The 16,357-nt window shown below is 40.9% G+C and carries 13 protein-coding genes; 3 read left to right on the forward strand and 10 right to left on the reverse strand.

Annotated elements, in window-relative coordinates:
- Positions 1-106: 106 nt before the first annotated feature.
- The 7 genes from SK642_RS08145 to SK642_RS08175 all read right to left on the reverse strand — a co-directional run bounded on the left by SK642_RS08145 (position 107) and on the right by SK642_RS08175 (position 6,629).
- Positions 107-757: a phosphatase PAP2 family protein gene (locus SK642_RS08145; protein ID WP_033684332.1), complete on the reverse strand. Its 651-nt coding sequence runs from the start codon at positions 755-757 to the stop codon at positions 107-109.
- A complete protein-coding gene (locus tag SK642_RS08150) occupies positions 747-1,310 on the reverse strand; it encodes an ECF transporter S component (protein WP_033684333.1) in 564 nt (187 codons plus the stop codon). The genes SK642_RS08145 and SK642_RS08150 overlap by 11 nt, the downstream gene beginning before the upstream one ends.
- A gap of 548 nt (positions 1,311-1,858) precedes the next feature.
- Complete coding sequence (locus SK642_RS08155) at positions 1,859-2,362, reverse strand: tRNA (cytidine(34)-2'-O)-methyltransferase (protein ID WP_033684334.1); 504 nt, start codon at positions 2,360-2,362, stop codon at positions 1,859-1,861.
- 192 nt (positions 2,363-2,554) lie between these two features.
- Positions 2,555-3,385 carry an energy-coupling factor transporter transmembrane component T family protein gene (locus SK642_RS08160; RefSeq protein ID WP_033684336.1) on the reverse strand — a complete coding sequence of 277 codons (831 nt, stop codon included), beginning with the start codon at positions 3,383-3,385 and terminating at the stop codon, positions 2,555-2,557.
- A complete protein-coding gene (locus SK642_RS08165) occupies positions 3,370-5,052 on the reverse strand; it encodes an ABC transporter ATP-binding protein (RefSeq protein WP_033684337.1) in 1,683 nt (560 codons plus the stop codon). The genes SK642_RS08160 and SK642_RS08165 overlap by 16 nt, the downstream gene beginning before the upstream one ends.
- Before the next feature lie 167 nt (positions 5,053-5,219).
- The gene (locus tag SK642_RS08170; protein WP_033684338.1) at positions 5,220-5,765 is read right to left on the reverse strand and encodes an ECF-type riboflavin transporter substrate-binding protein; all 546 of its coding nucleotides are present in this window, start codon (positions 5,763-5,765) and stop codon (positions 5,220-5,222) included.
- Between the two features lie 15 nt (positions 5,766-5,780).
- Positions 5,781-6,629 (reverse strand): SAM hydrolase/SAM-dependent halogenase family protein, encoded by an 849-nt coding sequence (locus SK642_RS08175; RefSeq protein ID WP_033684339.1) that lies wholly within the window; start codon positions 6,627-6,629, stop codon positions 5,781-5,783.
- A gap of 187 nt (positions 6,630-6,816) precedes the next feature.
- On the opposite strand from SK642_RS08175, the gene trkA reads away from it, so the two are divergent.
- Positions 6,817-8,166 carry a Trk system potassium transporter TrkA gene (gene trkA, locus SK642_RS08180; protein ID WP_033684340.1) on the forward strand — a complete coding sequence of 450 codons (1,350 nt, stop codon included), beginning with the start codon at positions 6,817-6,819 and terminating at the stop codon, positions 8,164-8,166.
- Between the two features lie 3 nt (positions 8,167-8,169).
- A complete protein-coding gene (locus tag SK642_RS08185) occupies positions 8,170-9,609 on the forward strand; it encodes a TrkH family potassium uptake protein (RefSeq protein ID WP_033684341.1) in 1,440 nt (479 codons plus the stop codon).
- 294 nt (positions 9,610-9,903) lie between these two features.
- Here the strand turns inward: SK642_RS08185 and pflB are convergent, their stop codons facing one another.
- Positions 9,904-12,228: a formate C-acetyltransferase gene (pflB, locus tag SK642_RS08190; RefSeq protein ID WP_033684342.1), complete on the reverse strand. Its 2,325-nt coding sequence runs from the start codon at positions 12,226-12,228 to the stop codon at positions 9,904-9,906.
- A gap of 237 nt (positions 12,229-12,465) precedes the next feature.
- On the opposite strand from pflB, the gene dinB reads away from it, so the two are divergent.
- Positions 12,466-13,527 carry a DNA polymerase IV gene (gene dinB / locus SK642_RS08195; protein ID WP_033684343.1) on the forward strand — a complete coding sequence of 354 codons (1,062 nt, stop codon included), beginning with the start codon at positions 12,466-12,468 and terminating at the stop codon, positions 13,525-13,527.
- A 32-nt stretch (positions 13,528-13,559) separates the two neighbouring features.
- Here dinB and SK642_RS08200 read toward each other — a convergent pair whose 3' ends face one another.
- Both SK642_RS08200 and SK642_RS08205 read right to left on the reverse strand, forming a co-directional pair.
- A complete protein-coding gene (locus SK642_RS08200) occupies positions 13,560-14,405 on the reverse strand; it encodes an undecaprenyl-diphosphate phosphatase (RefSeq protein WP_033684344.1) in 846 nt (281 codons plus the stop codon).
- 60 nt (positions 14,406-14,465) lie between these two features.
- Entirely contained in the window at positions 14,466-16,355 is a 1,890-nt protein-coding gene (locus SK642_RS08205) for a DUF2207 domain-containing protein (protein ID WP_033684345.1), read from the reverse strand.
- Positions 16,356-16,357: the final 2 nt, after the last annotated feature.

Genomic DNA, 16,357 nt, shown 5'->3' on the forward strand with positions numbered 1-16,357 from the left:
CTTCCTCCTTGCTTTATTTATTAAAATATATCAAATTCCAAAACATGTTTCAAGTATATATTTCATATGGTTCTATTTGTATTTGTACAATTTTTTATCTTTTCCATCACTTCTGCTTGCCTTTAAATCGCCATTGGAAGCGGAGCTTGTCATAGAAGGGAAACTCGATAAACAAGACTCCCAAGCCCACACAGAGACTGGCAAGGACGTCTGATGGGTAGTGAACTCCTAGATAGATCCTTGATACTAGCACACTAACTAGGTAGAGAGCAAGGACGATTTGTACGATTTTTCTCCAGACTGGATTTTTAATCCGTTGACTGAGAATGACAATCAGAGAACCGACCATCAAGGTTACAGCCAGAGAATGGCCGCTTGGAAAGGAAAATCCCTTCTCCTCCACCAGATGTAAGATAGCTGGTCGTGGGCGCTGGTAGATGTTTTTAAAGGTCACGATTAAAAGACCTGCCAAAGCCAGATTTCCCAGCATGAAGAAACTTTCTATCTTCCATCGCTTACGATAAAAGATAAAAGCTGTAATGACGACCCAAGTGATAATCACCGGAATATCAATCAAGCGTGTGATAGCCCTAAAAAGAATAGTCAAATAACCTGGCAAGTCTCCTCGAACGGTAGTCTGAATCGATTGGTCAAAATCAACTAACATTTCAGGATAAAATTTGACCATATAGCCAAGAATAACGAAAAGTAAAAGGGCAAAACTGCCCTTCATTAAAAATATTTGTTTATCTCTCATAATGTTTTAAGGTTGGTTTCAAGAGAACATACAACAACCAGAATGAAACAGCAAAGATAATACCCTCAATCAAGTTAAAAGGTAATACCATGGTCATTAGGTAGTTGGAAAGTCCCAAAATTTTTCCAATATCAAAGTTAGCAAACTTAGCGTACAAAGGAACAGCGTAAACATAGTTGAGAACCAACATTGCCACGGTCAAGCCAATAGTTCCAGCTAGAGATCCTAGTAGGAAACGAAGGGGTGTCCGTTCCTTTTTCCAAATCAAAGCAAATACGATGACAAAAACTCCCAAAGCTACGATATTCATTGGCAAACCAATGTAAGTATTCACTCCCTGGCTGTTCAGAAGCAACTTCAAGAGTGAGCGAAGCAAGAGAACTCCTAGAGCAGCAGGCAAATCCATGACTACCAAGCCCACAAGGACTGGCAAGATACTAAATTCGATCTTTAGGAAGGACGCCGCTGGCAAAAGCGGAAAGTCAAAGTACATCAGCACAAATGAGATGGCTGATAGAATCGCAATGGTCGAAAGTCGACGTGTGTTTGTCATAACAGGTTCCTCCAATTTTCTATAAAATCAGAAGAAGTTAGAAAGGATTCCTCTATCTATTCTCACTTTTTATATCCCATAAGTTCCCTCTCACTCTATTAAAGAAAACAAAAGCAAGCGGTTACAATCTAGCTATAAATCGATCAGAACAGACAAAGCTATTCTTTCGTCTTCTCCCATCCAGACTATACTGTCGGTTGTGGAATCTCACCACATCAGCTTGCGCTCGCGGACTTATTTGGCTAAGATATTTTAGATTTATCTAGGAGTCGCAGTCAAAGATAATACTTATACTCTTCGAAAATCAAATTCAAACCACGTCAGCGTCGCCTTACCGTACTCAAGTACAGCTTGCGGCTAGCTTCCTAGTTTGCTCTTTGATTTTCATTGAGTATTAAAGTATATCGAGACAAGACAACGACGAGAAAGCTAAAATAGCTAGTCAAATTTACCGCCGGTCGGGAATTTCACCCTGCCCTGAAGACTCTTTTATCATAACAAAAAACGCTTGCAAGCGCAAGCATTTTGTTCATTTTCATTTTCATTTTTTATTTCAATTTATCCACTTCATAGGTGTGAACAAGCTCAAGACCTGCAAAGTTCTGCTGGCGGAGAGCCTCATAGACAATCATGCAGACAGTATTAGACACATTGAGACTGCGGACATGTTCATCATTCATAGGAATACGGAGAGCTTTCTCAGGATGTTCTCGCATAAAGCACTCAGGCAAGCCCTTATCTTCACGTCCAAAGAGAAAATAATGGTCCTCGTCAGTCGATAAATTCACATCAGAATACACTTTTTCCGCGAATTTCGAAATCAGATAGAGTTTGCCCTTCATCTGAGACATGAAATCCTCCAAACTCTCGTAAAAATAAATCTCTAGTTTATCCCAATAATCCAATCCAGCCCGCTTCATCTTGCGGTCATCGATAGGAAAGCCCATTGGCTTGATGATGTGGAGGGGAGAATTGGTCGCAGCGCAAGTACGCGCGATATTACCTGTATTTTGTGGAATTTGTGGTTCAAATAATACAATGTGATTTGTCATGATTTGCTTCCTTTTACCATTGCAAAAAAATAGCCACACTGCCCGGAGTCAAGCTCAGCAAACAGCGTGGTTAAGGCATCGTTAACTTACCTCACAACAGGTTTGAAGTAAATCAGCGAAACTACTTTCTTAGTATAACACTTTCAGAATCATTGTCAATAGAAACGACTTGATTTTTTCAATTTTTTCAAGCTACTTCCAAGGATTGTAAAATCGTCCCTGATTCTGCAAAATCAGTAGTAAACTAGCTACTAAAAACACAACTGCCAAGAGCAAGGTAAGATAATCTCCTTTTTTCAAGGCCTGATAACTATACCAAGTGCGTTTTTTCTCTTTTCCAAAGCGACGAAGCTCCATGGCGGTCGCGATGGTATCAATGCGTTCTAGCGAGCTAAAAATCAAGGGAGTGATAATGCGCAGATTGCCTTTGATTCGTTGCATAAGAGAAGCCTTCTTGGACAATTCCATTCCACGCGCTTCCTGAGACATCTTGATGGTAAAGAATTCTTCCTGCAAATCTGGAATATAGCGCAAGGTCAGGCTGACAGAATAGGCAATCTTGTAAGGAACACCAATTTGATTTAAACTGGAAGCAAACTGACTAGGATGAGTTGTCATCAAAAAGATAATAGCTAGAGGAATGGTGCAGAGATACTTAATGGCCAAATTTAGCAGATAAAAGAGCTCCTGGCTGGTTAGGGTATAGGCACCAATTCCCTGCCAAATCACACTTCTCTCTCCGTAAAGTCCAACCCCATACTCGGGAGAAAAGAGATAGACCATCAAGACGTTTAAAACGGCAAATACCGTCGCAAAAACGGCTACAAAGGAAACATCTTTAAAACGGATTTCTGACAAATAGAGGAGAAAGACCGAAAAAATGGCAATCAAAACAAGCAGTCTGGTATCATAGCTAATCATGGCAGCCAATGACACGAGAATGAAAAAGAGGAGTTTCCCAGCTCCTGACAAGCGATGAATCACAGTATCTCTATGCTGGTAGCCGATTAATTTAGCTTGCATCCTTCTCTCCTTTCTTTGTAAAATGCCGTTAAAGCAAGTGGATCCACGTCGAGCTTCTTAGCCAAGTTGAAGATAGAAGTTTCTTTTAGATTGGCTTTTACTAACAGCTCGGGATTGCTCAACAGACTAGCTGGATCAGTGTCGGCAATCAATTCTCCATCCACCATGACAAGAGCTCGGTCTGAATAATCCAGCATCAATTGCATATCATGGGTAATCATGACAATCGTATGCCCTTTTTGATGCAGTTCTTCGAGAAATTCCATAATCTCAGTATAGTTCTTCTGATCTTGACCTGCTGTCGGTTCATCTAAGAGGATAATTTCAGCCCCTAAGACCAAAATCGATGCAATAGTCACACGTTTTTTCTGACCAAATGACAGGGCAGAAATGGGCCAATTACGGAATTCATAGAGGCCACAGATTTTCAAGGTTTCATAGACTCTCGTTTCAATTTCCTGCTCGTCCACACCTCGCAAACGAAGTCCTAGAGCCACCTCATCAAAAATCATGTTGGTTGAAATCATTTGATTAGGATTTTGCAACACATAGCCTACTCGTTCTGCCCGTTCTGCAACAGAATCGCCTTTGATATCCTGACCTTCCCAAAGGTAGCGACCTTCCGTCTGAATAAAGCTACTTAAGGCCTTGGCTAGGGTTGATTTGCCAGCACCATTTTTTCCGACAATGGCAATTTTTTCACCCTTTTTAATATCCAAATGTAGGGATTTTAAAATCGGTCTATCATCATAAGAAAAGGACACATCCTCTAGTCTAAAAAGCGACTGCAATTCTGGAGTCTCTTTTACCAGTTCCGTCTGTAGCTGAACCTGCCCTTTCAAGATAGACAAGTTATCCAGATTTGATAATTGTTCTTCCTTTGCTAAATCTACACCCAATTGACGGAGAGTGGTGAGATAAAGAGGCTCTCGGATTCCATTTTGGGTCAACAGATCAGTCGCCAATAACTGGTCAGGGCTCCCATTAAAGAGGATACGACCATCGTTTATCAAGACAATCCGATCCACAGGTCGATGCAGAACATCCTCCAAACGGTGCTCGATAATAAGGGTCGTCGTCCCCTCCTCCTTATGAATCTGGTCAATCAATTCGATAATGTCCTGACCTGACTTAGGATCTAGATTGGCGAGTGGCTCATCAAACAAGAGAATCGGACTCTCATCAATCAAAACACCAGCTAGACTAACTCGCTGCTTTTGTCCACCTGACAAATCCTGAGGGCGCTGATTCAGTAAAGAAAGAAGGTCCAACTTTTCAGCCCATTTATGAACACGACCTTTCATCTCTTCTAGAGTTGTCACATCATTTTCCAGAGCAAAAGCTAAATCCTCTGCAACGGATAAACCGATAAACTGCCCATCTGTATCCTGCAAAACTGTGCTGACCAGATGAGATTTGTCATAGATGCTCATATCAAAGGCTGCCTGGCCCTTGATCAAAAATTCTCCAGACATATGACCCTTGTAAATATTGGGAATAATCCCATTCAAACATTGACCCAAGGTAGACTTACCTGACCCAGATGGTCCAACAATTAAGACTTTCTCTCCCTTATAAATGGTCAAACCCACCCCTTGCAAGGTCGGTTCTTGTTGTGTTTCATACTGGAAAGAGAAATCCTTCCACTCAATTATAGCTTCTTTCATCTTACTCTCTTCATTCGCTTCTTAGACTTCTATTTTATCATAAACTAACCCCTTCTTGCAGACTCTTCTCTTAAAATCTTAGTGGTAAAAAGATTCCTATCCTAGCTTGCTTACCCGACTAGCCTATAAACAGCAAAAAGACTGGTTCCCCAGCCTTTTCCCTTATGTTAATCCTTTTTCAAACTTCCTGAACGAGTCTGCGTACGTGAATAAGCTATCAAAAGAAGAGTTCCTGCGATAGCAATAGTCACAGCGTTAGCAATACCTGCAACAATCCCTTGGGCAAATACTTTTTCTGCCGCTTCTTGATAAATCACAACATCTCCAAGTGGTGCCAAGACACCCCAAACAAGAGCATTTGCAATAATCTGAATGAGGTTAAAGAAGACAATATCCTTCAACTCAAAAACACCCTGTGTTACTCGAATGTATTTTCTAAAGAGTCCTACAGCTAGACCAAAGAGACCGCTAGCAATAATCCAAGTCCACCAAAGACCGTAGCCAGCAAGAGAGTCCTTCACTGCATGCCCAATTAAACCAACAAGTAATCCCACTAGAGGGCCAAAAATGATAGACAAGAGGCTCTGTACCGCATACTGAAGCTGGATGCTTGTATTTGGAACAGGTGTCGGAATGCTGATCATCCCGATAACAACAAAGAGCGCAGCTCCAACACCGATAGCAACAACTTGTTTAATTGATTGATTTTTCATCTATATTCTCCTATTTTATGATTCTATTTTCTTTATTTCAATGGTCCAAGATGAACCGACACCTACATTATAAGCCTTGGCAAAAGAACCTTGGTTGATAGCCAGACCTAAACGATAGAGAGAGTTGATGTAAAGGATGGGTTGCCCAATTCTCACATCTGCAAATGATTTGCCATAAACAACCTGATTTTGATAGACCAGCATATCTGCATGATAGATAGTCACTTCAAAACGGTCACTAAATTCTGGTTCCAGTTTGTAAAATTCTTCTCGCGTGATAGAGGTCCAAAGCGAACCAAAACGCACATCTAGAATATCAATGGCTCCCTTCACCAGATAATCTTCAATAATGGTCTCTACAACTGGAAGCTCCACAATATGGTCTACACTGAGCTCAGGCCCTACTTCCTCAAAACTAATGTGACCACTAGCTAGTTTAGCACCAGTATAGGCATAAACATCACGGCCGTGGAAAGTATAAGAATGCTCTGTATCTTGACGTCTATTGGCTACTTCAGAAATCTCACGAATAGCTACAATGCCAACGTGTTTCTTGATAAAAGAAAGCGTCCCATTGTCTGGTGTGACAATGTATTGATTTTTTGCAGTCTTAGCAACCACACTCTTACGTTTCGAGCCGACACCTGGGTCAACCACTGATACAAAAGTCGTTCCCTCAGGCCAGTAATCCACCGTCTGAAAGAGACGATAGCTCCCCTCAAAAATATTATAAGGCGTGATATCGTGCGTCAAGTGATGGATTTTTAAGGTTGGAGACTCTTCTAAAGCCACTCCAATCATAGCCGATACCGCACCATCAACCAGACCAAAGTCTGATTGTAATACCAGTAAATTATTATTCATTTTGTCTCCTTATATACCCTTTATCATACCATATTTCAGAGGAAGTCGCTAATAGCTATTTCAATTGGTTGGGGTATAGTTTTACCTTATAACAAAATTCCATTAAAAGCTCTTGTTATTAGCTAGTAGGTGCATTTTTTCTTGAAAAAAGGTATGATAGTTACATCATGAAAAAGTAGGTTTTATTATGAAAATTATCCTTGTCGGAGGGGGAAAAGTTGGTTTTGCCCTCTGTCGCTCCTTGGTTGCAGAAAAGCATGATGTTTTGCTGATTGAGCAAGACGAAGCTGTTCTCAATCATATTGTTAATCGCTTTGATATCATGGGGATTCTTGGTAACGGGGCCGATTTTACCATCCTTGAGCAAGCCAATGTCCAGGATTGTGATATCTTTATCGCCCTGACTGAGTACGATGAAGTGAACATGATTGCAGCCGTTCTAGCTAAGAAAATGGGGGCTAAAGAAACCATCGTTCGGGTGCGGAACCCTGAATACTCTAACTCTTATTTCAAAGAAAAGAATATTCTTGGTTTTTCTCTTATCGTTAACCCTGAACTCTTGGCTGCCCGCGCTATTGCTAATATCATTGACTTCCCAAATGCTCTCTCTGTCGAACGTTTCTTTGGTGGAAGAGTCAGTTTAATGGAATTCACTGTTAAGTCTTCTAGCGGTCTTTGCCAAATGCCTATTTCTGATTTTCGGAAAAAATTTGGCAATGTTATTGTCTGCGCGATAGAGAGGGATCATCAAATTATCATTCCAAGTGGTGACATGACTGTACAGGATAAAGACAGAATCTTTGTCACTGGTAACCGTGTTGATATGATGCTCTTCCATAATTATTTCAAGTCTCGTGCCGTGAAAAGTCTTCTTATTGTTGGAGCTGGTAGAATTGCCTATTATCTACTTGGTATCCTCAAAGATAGTCGTATTGATACCAAAGTCATTGAAATCAATCCCGAAATCGCCAGCTTCTTTAGTGAGAAATTTCCAAATCTCTATATTGTCCAAGGAGATGGTACCGCAAAAGATATCCTGCTGGAAGAAAGTGCTCAAAACTATGATGCCGTTGCAACACTGACAGGGGTTGATGAGGAAAATCTGATTACCTCTATGTTCCTTGACAGCGTAGGTGTACAAAAAAATATCACCAAGGTCAATCGTACCAGTCTTCTTGAGATTATCAATGCACCTGATTTTTCAAGTATCATCACCCCTAAAAGCATTGCTGTAGACACGATTATGCACTTTATTCGTGGTCGGGTTAATGCCCAGTATTCAGACCTTCAAGCCATGCACCATCTAGCCAATGGCCAAATCGAAACCCTGCAATTCCACATCAAGGAAGCCAATAAAATGACTGCCAAACCTCTTTCTCAACTGAAACTGAAAAAAGAGGTTCTTATCGCAGCCATCATTCGAAAGGGCAAGACTATTTTCCCTACTGGGGAGGATATGCTTGAAGTCGGAGACAAGCTTCTAGTAACGACCTTGTTGCCGAATATCACTAAGATTTATGACTTAATCGCGAGGTAAGAGATGAATAAAAGTATGATTCGCTACCTCCTTTCAAAGTTACTTTTGATTGAAGCTGTTCTTCTTTTGGTTCCTGTAGCTGTCGCTCTCTATTACCGTGAATCGAGCCAAGTCTTTACAGCCCTCTTTTCAACCATAGGGATTCTCGTATTACTAGGCGGTTCAGGGAGTTTGCAGAAGCCAAAAAATCAACGGATTTATGCCAAGGAGGGAATCTTGATTGTTGCCCTCTGTTGGATCCTCTGGTCTTTCTTTGGCGGTCTCCCCTTTGTCTTTGCAGGGCAAATTCCCAGCGTTATTGATGCCTTTTTTGAGATTAGTTCTGGCTTTACAACTACCGGAGCTACTATTCTGAACGACGTTTCGGTCCTCAGCCGTTCCCTCCTCTTCTGGCGAAGTTTTACCCACTTGATTGGAGGGATGGGGGTGCTCGTTTTCGCACTTGCTATTATGGACAATGCCAAAAACAGTCACCTAGAAGTGATGAAAGCTGAGGTTCCTGGTCCCGTCTTTGGTAAGGTTGTATCCAAACTCAAAAACACTGCCCAGATTCTCTATCTCCTTTATCTAGCTCTCTTCTCCCTCTTTGTCATCATCTATTATCTAGCTGGCATGCCCCTATTTGATAGTTTTGTCATTGCCATGGGAACAGCAGGTACCGGAGGATTTACCGTCTATAACGACGGGATTGCTCACTATGGTAGCTCACTGATTACCTATCTGGTTAGTATCGGAGTTTTGGTTTTTGGGGTAAATTTCAATCTCTACTACTACCTTATGCTCCGTCGGGTTAAGGCCTTCTTTGGAGATGAAGAACTTCGAGCTTACTTGGTCATTGTACTGCTTTCTACAGGCTTGATTAGCCTTAATACCCTCTATCTCTACCCAGGATTTTCCAAGAGTTTTGAAATGGCCTTCTTCCAAGTTTCCAATATCATTACAACGACTGGTTTTGGTTACGGAGATATTACCAACTGGCCCCTCTTCTCCCAGTTTATCCTTCTCTTCCTCATGGGAATCGGTGGTTCTGCTGGTTCAACCGCAGGTGGACTCAAGGTTATTCGAGGCCTTATCCTTTCAAAAATTGCTAAAAATCAGATTTTGTCAATTCTATCACCCCACCGTGTTTTGACCCTCCATGTTAATAAAACGGTGATTGACAAAGATACCCAGCATAAGATTCTCAAGTACTTTGTCATCTATTCTATGATTTTGCTAGCGCTTATCTTTATTGTCAGCCTAGATAGTAATGATTTCCTGGTCGTTACCAGTGCTGTCTTTAGCTGTTTCAATAACATCGGGCCTATCCTAGGAACGACATCTAGTTTCTCAATCTTTAGTCCTATCTCAAAAATTCTCCTCTCCTTTGCAATGATTGCAGGTCGCTTGGAGATTTACCCAATCCTCCTTCTCTTCATGAAGAGAACCTGGTCCAAGAGATAAAATACAACCACACCTTGTATCTTACAAAGTGTGGTGTTTTTATTTCAGACTACTTCCTCAACTCAACCAACTCTTTTTAAACTAAGTGAGACACTTCAGAGAATGACTTATACTCTTCGAAAATCTCTTCAAACCGTATCAGCTCTATCTGCAACCTCAAAACAGTGTTTTGAGCAACCTGCGGCTAGCTTCCTAGTTTGCTCTTTGATTTTTATTGAGTATTAAAGAATTTAAAAGCCCCAAAAACCCTCAGTCGTTTGACCGAGGGTTCATTTTCATTATTCAATAACTTGATTAGCTCAATGCATCCAATGCATCATCCATTGAAAGAACTTCGTGGAAGACACGTTGTGTCAATTCAGTTTTTTGTTCTGGAGTGAGGTATTTAGTGTTTACACAGTATCCAGAGATACGTACGATAACGTCTTCTCCTGACATGATCTTTTCGTAAACATCGTTCAAGTCCATAACGTTCAAGTTAACGTGTTGTCCACCGTTTTCGAAGTAACCATCAAGGATTGTTACCAAGTTATCAACTTGTTCGTCACGAGTCTTACCAAGAGCGCGAGGTGAAACTTGAGTTGTCAATGAGATACCATCAGCTGCATAACTGAAGTCAAGGCTAGAAAGTGAGTTCAAGTTTTGCAACCATCCACCTTTAGCTTTGTTAGATGGGTTAGCACCTGGTGAGAAGAATTCAAGTTTAGACAAGTTCACAGAACCATCTTCGTTGAGGTATACACCTTTGTGGACTGGTGAGTTACCAGTTTGTTTAGAGTAAGCAACGTTAGATGTGATTGTCAAAAGTGATACAGTAGCTTCTGCGTCCTTGTAAAGTTTGTGGCTACGTAGACGAGTTGTGTAAGCTTCGATCAACCATTCTGCCAATTCGTTTGAACGTGGGTCATCTTCACCCCAACGTGGGTATTCACCGATTGTTTCGTAATCGTAGATGTAGCCATTTTCGTCACGGATTGGTTTAACTGTAGCGTATTTGATAGCTGACAATGTGTCAACAGTGTTAGCAAATCCACAGATACCGAATCCCATGTTCGCACGTTGTTTAGTTGGCAAGAAGGCCATTTGAACAGCTTCGTAGTTGTACTTATCAGTCATGTAGTGGATGATGTTCAAAGCATCTACGTAAGTGTCAGTCAACCAGTCAAGAGATTTTTCAAAGTTTTCTTTAACTGATTCAAATTCAAGAACTTCGTCACGGATTGGTTCGATGTCAAATACTTTGTAGTCTTTGTGAACATCGTCGTAACCACCGTTCAAACCAGTAAGAAGGGCTTTCAATACGTTTACACGCGCACCGAAGTACTGGATGTTGTGGCGTTGTTCTTCATTTTCTGGGTCAAGTGGAGACACACAGCATGAGATACAACTCATTTCACCATATCCGTCTTTAGCCATTGTTGTTACACCTTCGTATTGGATAGAAGAGTGTTTGTGACTCATGTGCATACAGTAGCGACGGAAGTTGTATGGCAATTTGTCAGTCCAAAGAACTGTCAAGTTTGGTTCTGGAGAGTTACCGATATTGTCAAGAGTGTTCAAGAAACGGTAGTCCATCTTAGTAACACGGTGACGACCGTCGTTACCCATACCAGCCATAGAAGTTGTGATGAATGTTGGGTCACCTGAGTACAATTGGTCATAAGCTTTTGTACGAGCAAATTTAACTGTACGAAGTTTCATAACGAAATCATCAACGAATTCTTGGATTTCTGATTCAGTAAATGTACCACGAGCAAGGTCACGTTCTGCAAAGATATCAAGTACGATTGGCACACGTCCAAGAGATGTTGCAGCACCGTTAATCACACGGCAGACAGCCATGAAGGCAATGTTAACCCATTGGATAGCTTCTTTAGTGTTCATCGCTGGTTTGCGAACGTCAACACCGTAAAGGTCACCCAAGCGAACAACTTGTTGCAATGCTTGGTATTGAAGGTTGATTTCTTCACGAAGACGGATTGTTTCTTCATCGATTTCTTCAATTGCATTCCAGTCGTTTACTTTTTCTTGCATCAAGTAGTCTGCACCATAAAGAGCAAGACGTGCGTAAACACCGATGATACGTCCGCGCGAATATGCATCTGGAAGACCAGTTACAGTGTGAGCGTGACGAGCACGACGGATGTTTGAAGTGTAAGCACGGAAGATACCGTCGTTAACTGTTGTTACATATTTAGTGAAGATTTCGTGAACAGCTGGATCTGGTTCGTATCCATTTTCTTTCAAAGTAGTTTCAGCCATACGGATACCACCTTTTGGCATGAAGTTCAATTTGAAGAGTTCGTCATTTTGGATACCAAAGATAACTTCGTTTTCTTTATCAATAAATCCTGCTGGAATATCAGCGATAGATGTTGGACGAGTGTCCATTGGGAAACGAGTTTCTTCGTAGTGAGCCTTAGTTTCTTCTACAATTTTTTTGATGTGTAGTGAACGTTCTGTTGGTCCTGCAAGGAAGCTTTCGTCTCCATCGTAAGGTGTGTAGTTTGCTTGTACGAAGCGTGATACACTTGCTTTTTCTTTCCAATCTACGCCTTTGAAGCCTTCCCAAGCTTTGTCAAAAATATCTTGTGCTTCAACAACTGTTTTAACAACCATGTTAATGTCCTCTGTTTTCTTTCTAGTAACAGTCATCTGTTACATTTATGAAACTAGTATACCATACAGTAACCGATTTCAACAAGCGAAAATTCCTTATTTTTACACTTTCTTTTCTAACACAGACTAATCTCTATACCAAACTGTATTATATTTTTGAAAAAATTAAAGCCTTTTTTCTTTTTTTCAGAAAAAAGGGTATAATAAAAGAACATAATTGGTAAAAAGGGGCTAGGTATGTTGATTTTTCCTTTGTTAAATGATTTGTCAAGAAAAATCATTCATATTGACATGGATGCCTTTTTTGCTGCGGTAGAAATCAGAGATAATCCTAAACTCAAAGGAAAACCTGTCATTATCGGAAGCGATCCTCGGCAAACAGGTGGGCGTGGTGTCGTTTCTACTTGTAGCTATGAGGCACGAGCTTTTGGTGTCCATTCTGCTATGAGTTCCAAGGAAGCTTATGAACGATGTCCCCAGGCCGTCTTTATCTCAGGAAATTATGAGAAATACAAGTCTGTGGGACTACAGATTCGAGCTATCTTTAAACGATATACAGATTTGATTGAACCCATGAGCATTGATGAAGCCTATTTGGATGTAACAGAAAATAAACTCGGTATCAAGTCAGCGGTCAAAATCGCTCGTCTCATTCAAGAGGATATCTGGCAGGAACTACACCTGACTGCTTCTGCAGGCGTCTCTTATAACAAATTCTTAGCTAAAATGGCCAGCGATTATAAAAAGCCACACGGTCTGACAGTTATTTTACCTGAACAAGCTGAGGATTTTCTCAAACAAATGGATATTTCCAAGTTTCATGTAGTAGGAAAAAAGACGGTAGAACGTCTTCATCAAATGGAAGTTTTTACTGGTGCTGATCTACTGGAAGTCCCTGAAGTAACTCTGATAGACCGCTTTGGCAGACTGGGCTATGACCTTTATCGAAAGGTTCGTGGTATCCACAATTCCCCCGTCAAATCCAATCGCATCCGTAAATCAATCGGCAAGGAGAAAACCTATGGGAAGATTCTCCGTGCTGAGGAAGACATCAAAAAAGAGCTGACACTCCTATCAGAAAAAGTCGCTCTCAATCTCAATCAACAAGAAAAAGCTGGAAAAATTGTCATTCTGAAAATTCGATACGAGGACTTTTCAACTCTTACTAAACGAAAAAGTCTGGCTCAAAAAACACAGGATGCTAGTCAGATAAGCCAAATAGCCCTACAACTCTATGAAGAGTTAGACGAGAAAGAAAGAGGTGTCCGCCTGTTGGGGATTACCCTGACTGGATTTTAAAACCTTGAAGAGTTGCCCCTTCAAGGTTTTTCTTATACAAATAAACGAACAAAGCTGTAAAGTAGCAAGATACTACCAAGTACGATGCGGTATTTACCAAAAAGAGTAAAGTCGTGTTTTTTCACATAGCTTGTCAAGAAACGAATAGCGACCATGCTGACTGCAAAGGCTACTCCCATGGCAACCAAGAGCAAGAATAATTGTCCAAAGCTCAAGAGCTGTCCTGCTTTTACAAATTTGAAAATCTTTAAGGCACTAGCTCCAAACATAACAGGAATTCCAAGATAGAAGGTAAATTCAGTCACAACAGAACGACTAGTTCCATTTAACAAACCGCCGACAATCGTTGCCCCAGAACGACTAGTTCCTGGTAAAAGGGCAAGAACTTGGAAGAGTCCGATATAGAAAGCTGTCGTATAAGGAAGCTTGTCCAACTCTGTCACACTTGGCTCGATAGCACGCGCTTTATTGCGCTTTTCCAAATAGATAAAGGCAATCCCATAGATAATCAACATGAGAGCAACAGAAACCATATTATGGAAGTGGGTATCAAACCAATCATCAAACTTAAAGACAGCAAGTAAAGGCAAGGTCGCAATCAAGACCTTCAACCATAGTCTCCAAGTCTTACGAACTTCCTGCTTGTCCTTAGTCGGTTTGAAAGGATTGAGTTTATTAAAGTAAATAACCATAACCGCCAAAATAGCACCCAGCTGAATCACGACATTAAACATGGACATAAAGGTTTCGTTTTGATTTTGGTATTGGATAAATTCTTCTGCTAAAATCAAGTGCCCTGTACTGGAAATGGGCAACCATTCCGTAATTCCTTCAACAATACCGAAGAAGATAGATTTTAAAATTTCAATAAGATACATAGATTACTCCTTTTTCTATCTTCCATTATAGCATACTTTTTCAGTCTATGACAGTTCTCTTTAAAAGGCACCAATACTGCCACCGCCACCACCTCCAGAGAAGCCGCCGCCAGAACTTCCGCTTCCAGAAGATACCGAGTAGGTACTTGCTGTATTTGCGACGCTGGCATAATGGCTCATTTGCGCTGTTGAATGATAAAACATACTATGCCAGCCATAAGCTACATAGAGATTGATATCTGGATTTTCTACTTGGATGTGATGAACCTTCATCAAATGACTGACCTTGTCCGCATAGCCAAATAAGGTCGCATAGACCAAGAGGCGATTCCAGACCACAATACTTTCCAACTCTGCCTGATCCAATCGTGCAATCTCACGCAACATATTTTCAAAACTGGTCCAGAGATAGTAAACTTCTGCTCCCGCTTCATTTAAGACACCATCACGATTATCTAGTCGAAGCTTCCAATAATAGAAAACAGCCAAAACTAAACCTATAAAACCAAGTATTGGCAAGGGGAGGTAAAGATAGCCATGAACGTCTAAACTGTACAAGAAGAAACCAAATCCAATAAATAGAGGCAGGACAGTAGAGAGACCCATCCCCACTTGCAAAGCCTTTTCCCCACCAGTTAAAGGACGATAATAATCTGGAAGCCCCCAGAAGGAAACTCGATTTCTTACCCCTTCTTGCATCTCTTTTAATACTTCTTCGAAAGAAGATTTGAGCTGACGCCCCTTTGCTTGAATCCGTTTTTCATCAGAGACTTTTGCCCCACGATAAAGACTATCAGATACCTTGTAATCTGCAAACAAGTTGGAAAGAGTGGCTTCTTTTTTACCTGAAAAGGCCAGATTTAGACAGTCTATCTCAAAGCTTGACAAACCATCTTCTCTTACCAGCCTCAAGCCAACAGCATCTCCTTCTGAAATGATAGAGACATTCCCACGGTCTATCACATCTAACAAAGTAGCTTGAATGAGTTGATCAAAGGTGAATTTGCCAGCCCCCTTGACTAAGGGACTCACTTCCTCCAAGGAGGTCGAGTAGACAGCCTCTGATAAAACCATAGGCTCTAATTCCATTGGTGGTTCATAGAGACGATGATTTTTAGCATATTTGACTGAAGGAATGGTCTTTCTTCTATAAATAAAATAGAAACAGACACTCAATAACAAGGAGATGGAAAGGATCAAAGGAAACACCCAAGTAAGGAGTTGTTTACTCTGAGCTTTTTCTCTAACAATCGAGTCTTCTATCTTATTAAACTCTTCTAAGTGATTCCCTTTCAATCCCTGATCCCTAGCGCTAGCAAAATCGGTCCGAGGCCAATAGGCATGCAACTCAACTCCACGCTTAGCTGGAAGATTGTCCAAACGAATAGTATAATCAAGGCTACTCTTTTCAATCGTTCCCTCTCTAAAGAGTTTCCCTGTATGGAAAAAGAGTTTTTCAGCCCCCTTCTCTCCCCTTACATGAAATTCAAACTTTCCAATAGCCCCTGAACTATCTGTTAAAGGTTGCCAATTTAATTCAGCGATGTCATCATATAGAAAAAGCAAATTTTTTAAATTCCATGTGAGGTCAACTTCAACTATGTCGCCCCCCTGACCTGAATTGTAGACTTTCACAGTATAACCATTTGCTTCTTCTGTCACTTCGCTAGTAACATCTGTCAGTTCAGCACCATTTTTCGCGGCCTGAACCTTTGGATGAGGATCAATGTCAAATCCGCTAGGCATCTTGCCAGCACGTCCAAGCCCCACGATTTGGCCCTTAAAGTCCTCCTCAAACTGATAAACTATCTTTTGTCTAAATTCTGCCGTGTTGTCTGCATGAATATACAAATCCCCTTGGTAGGAGTTTATCTTGAAATCAATGGCAAAAACAGAGAATGGCAGAAGGCAAAACAAGCCTAAGACCAGTAAGAAAAAAGTTTTTTTCATCA

The sequence above is a fragment of the Streptococcus mitis genome (assembly GCF_000722705.1).
GTDB classification, from domain to species: domain Bacteria; phylum Bacillota; class Bacilli; order Lactobacillales; family Streptococcaceae; genus Streptococcus; species Streptococcus mitis_P.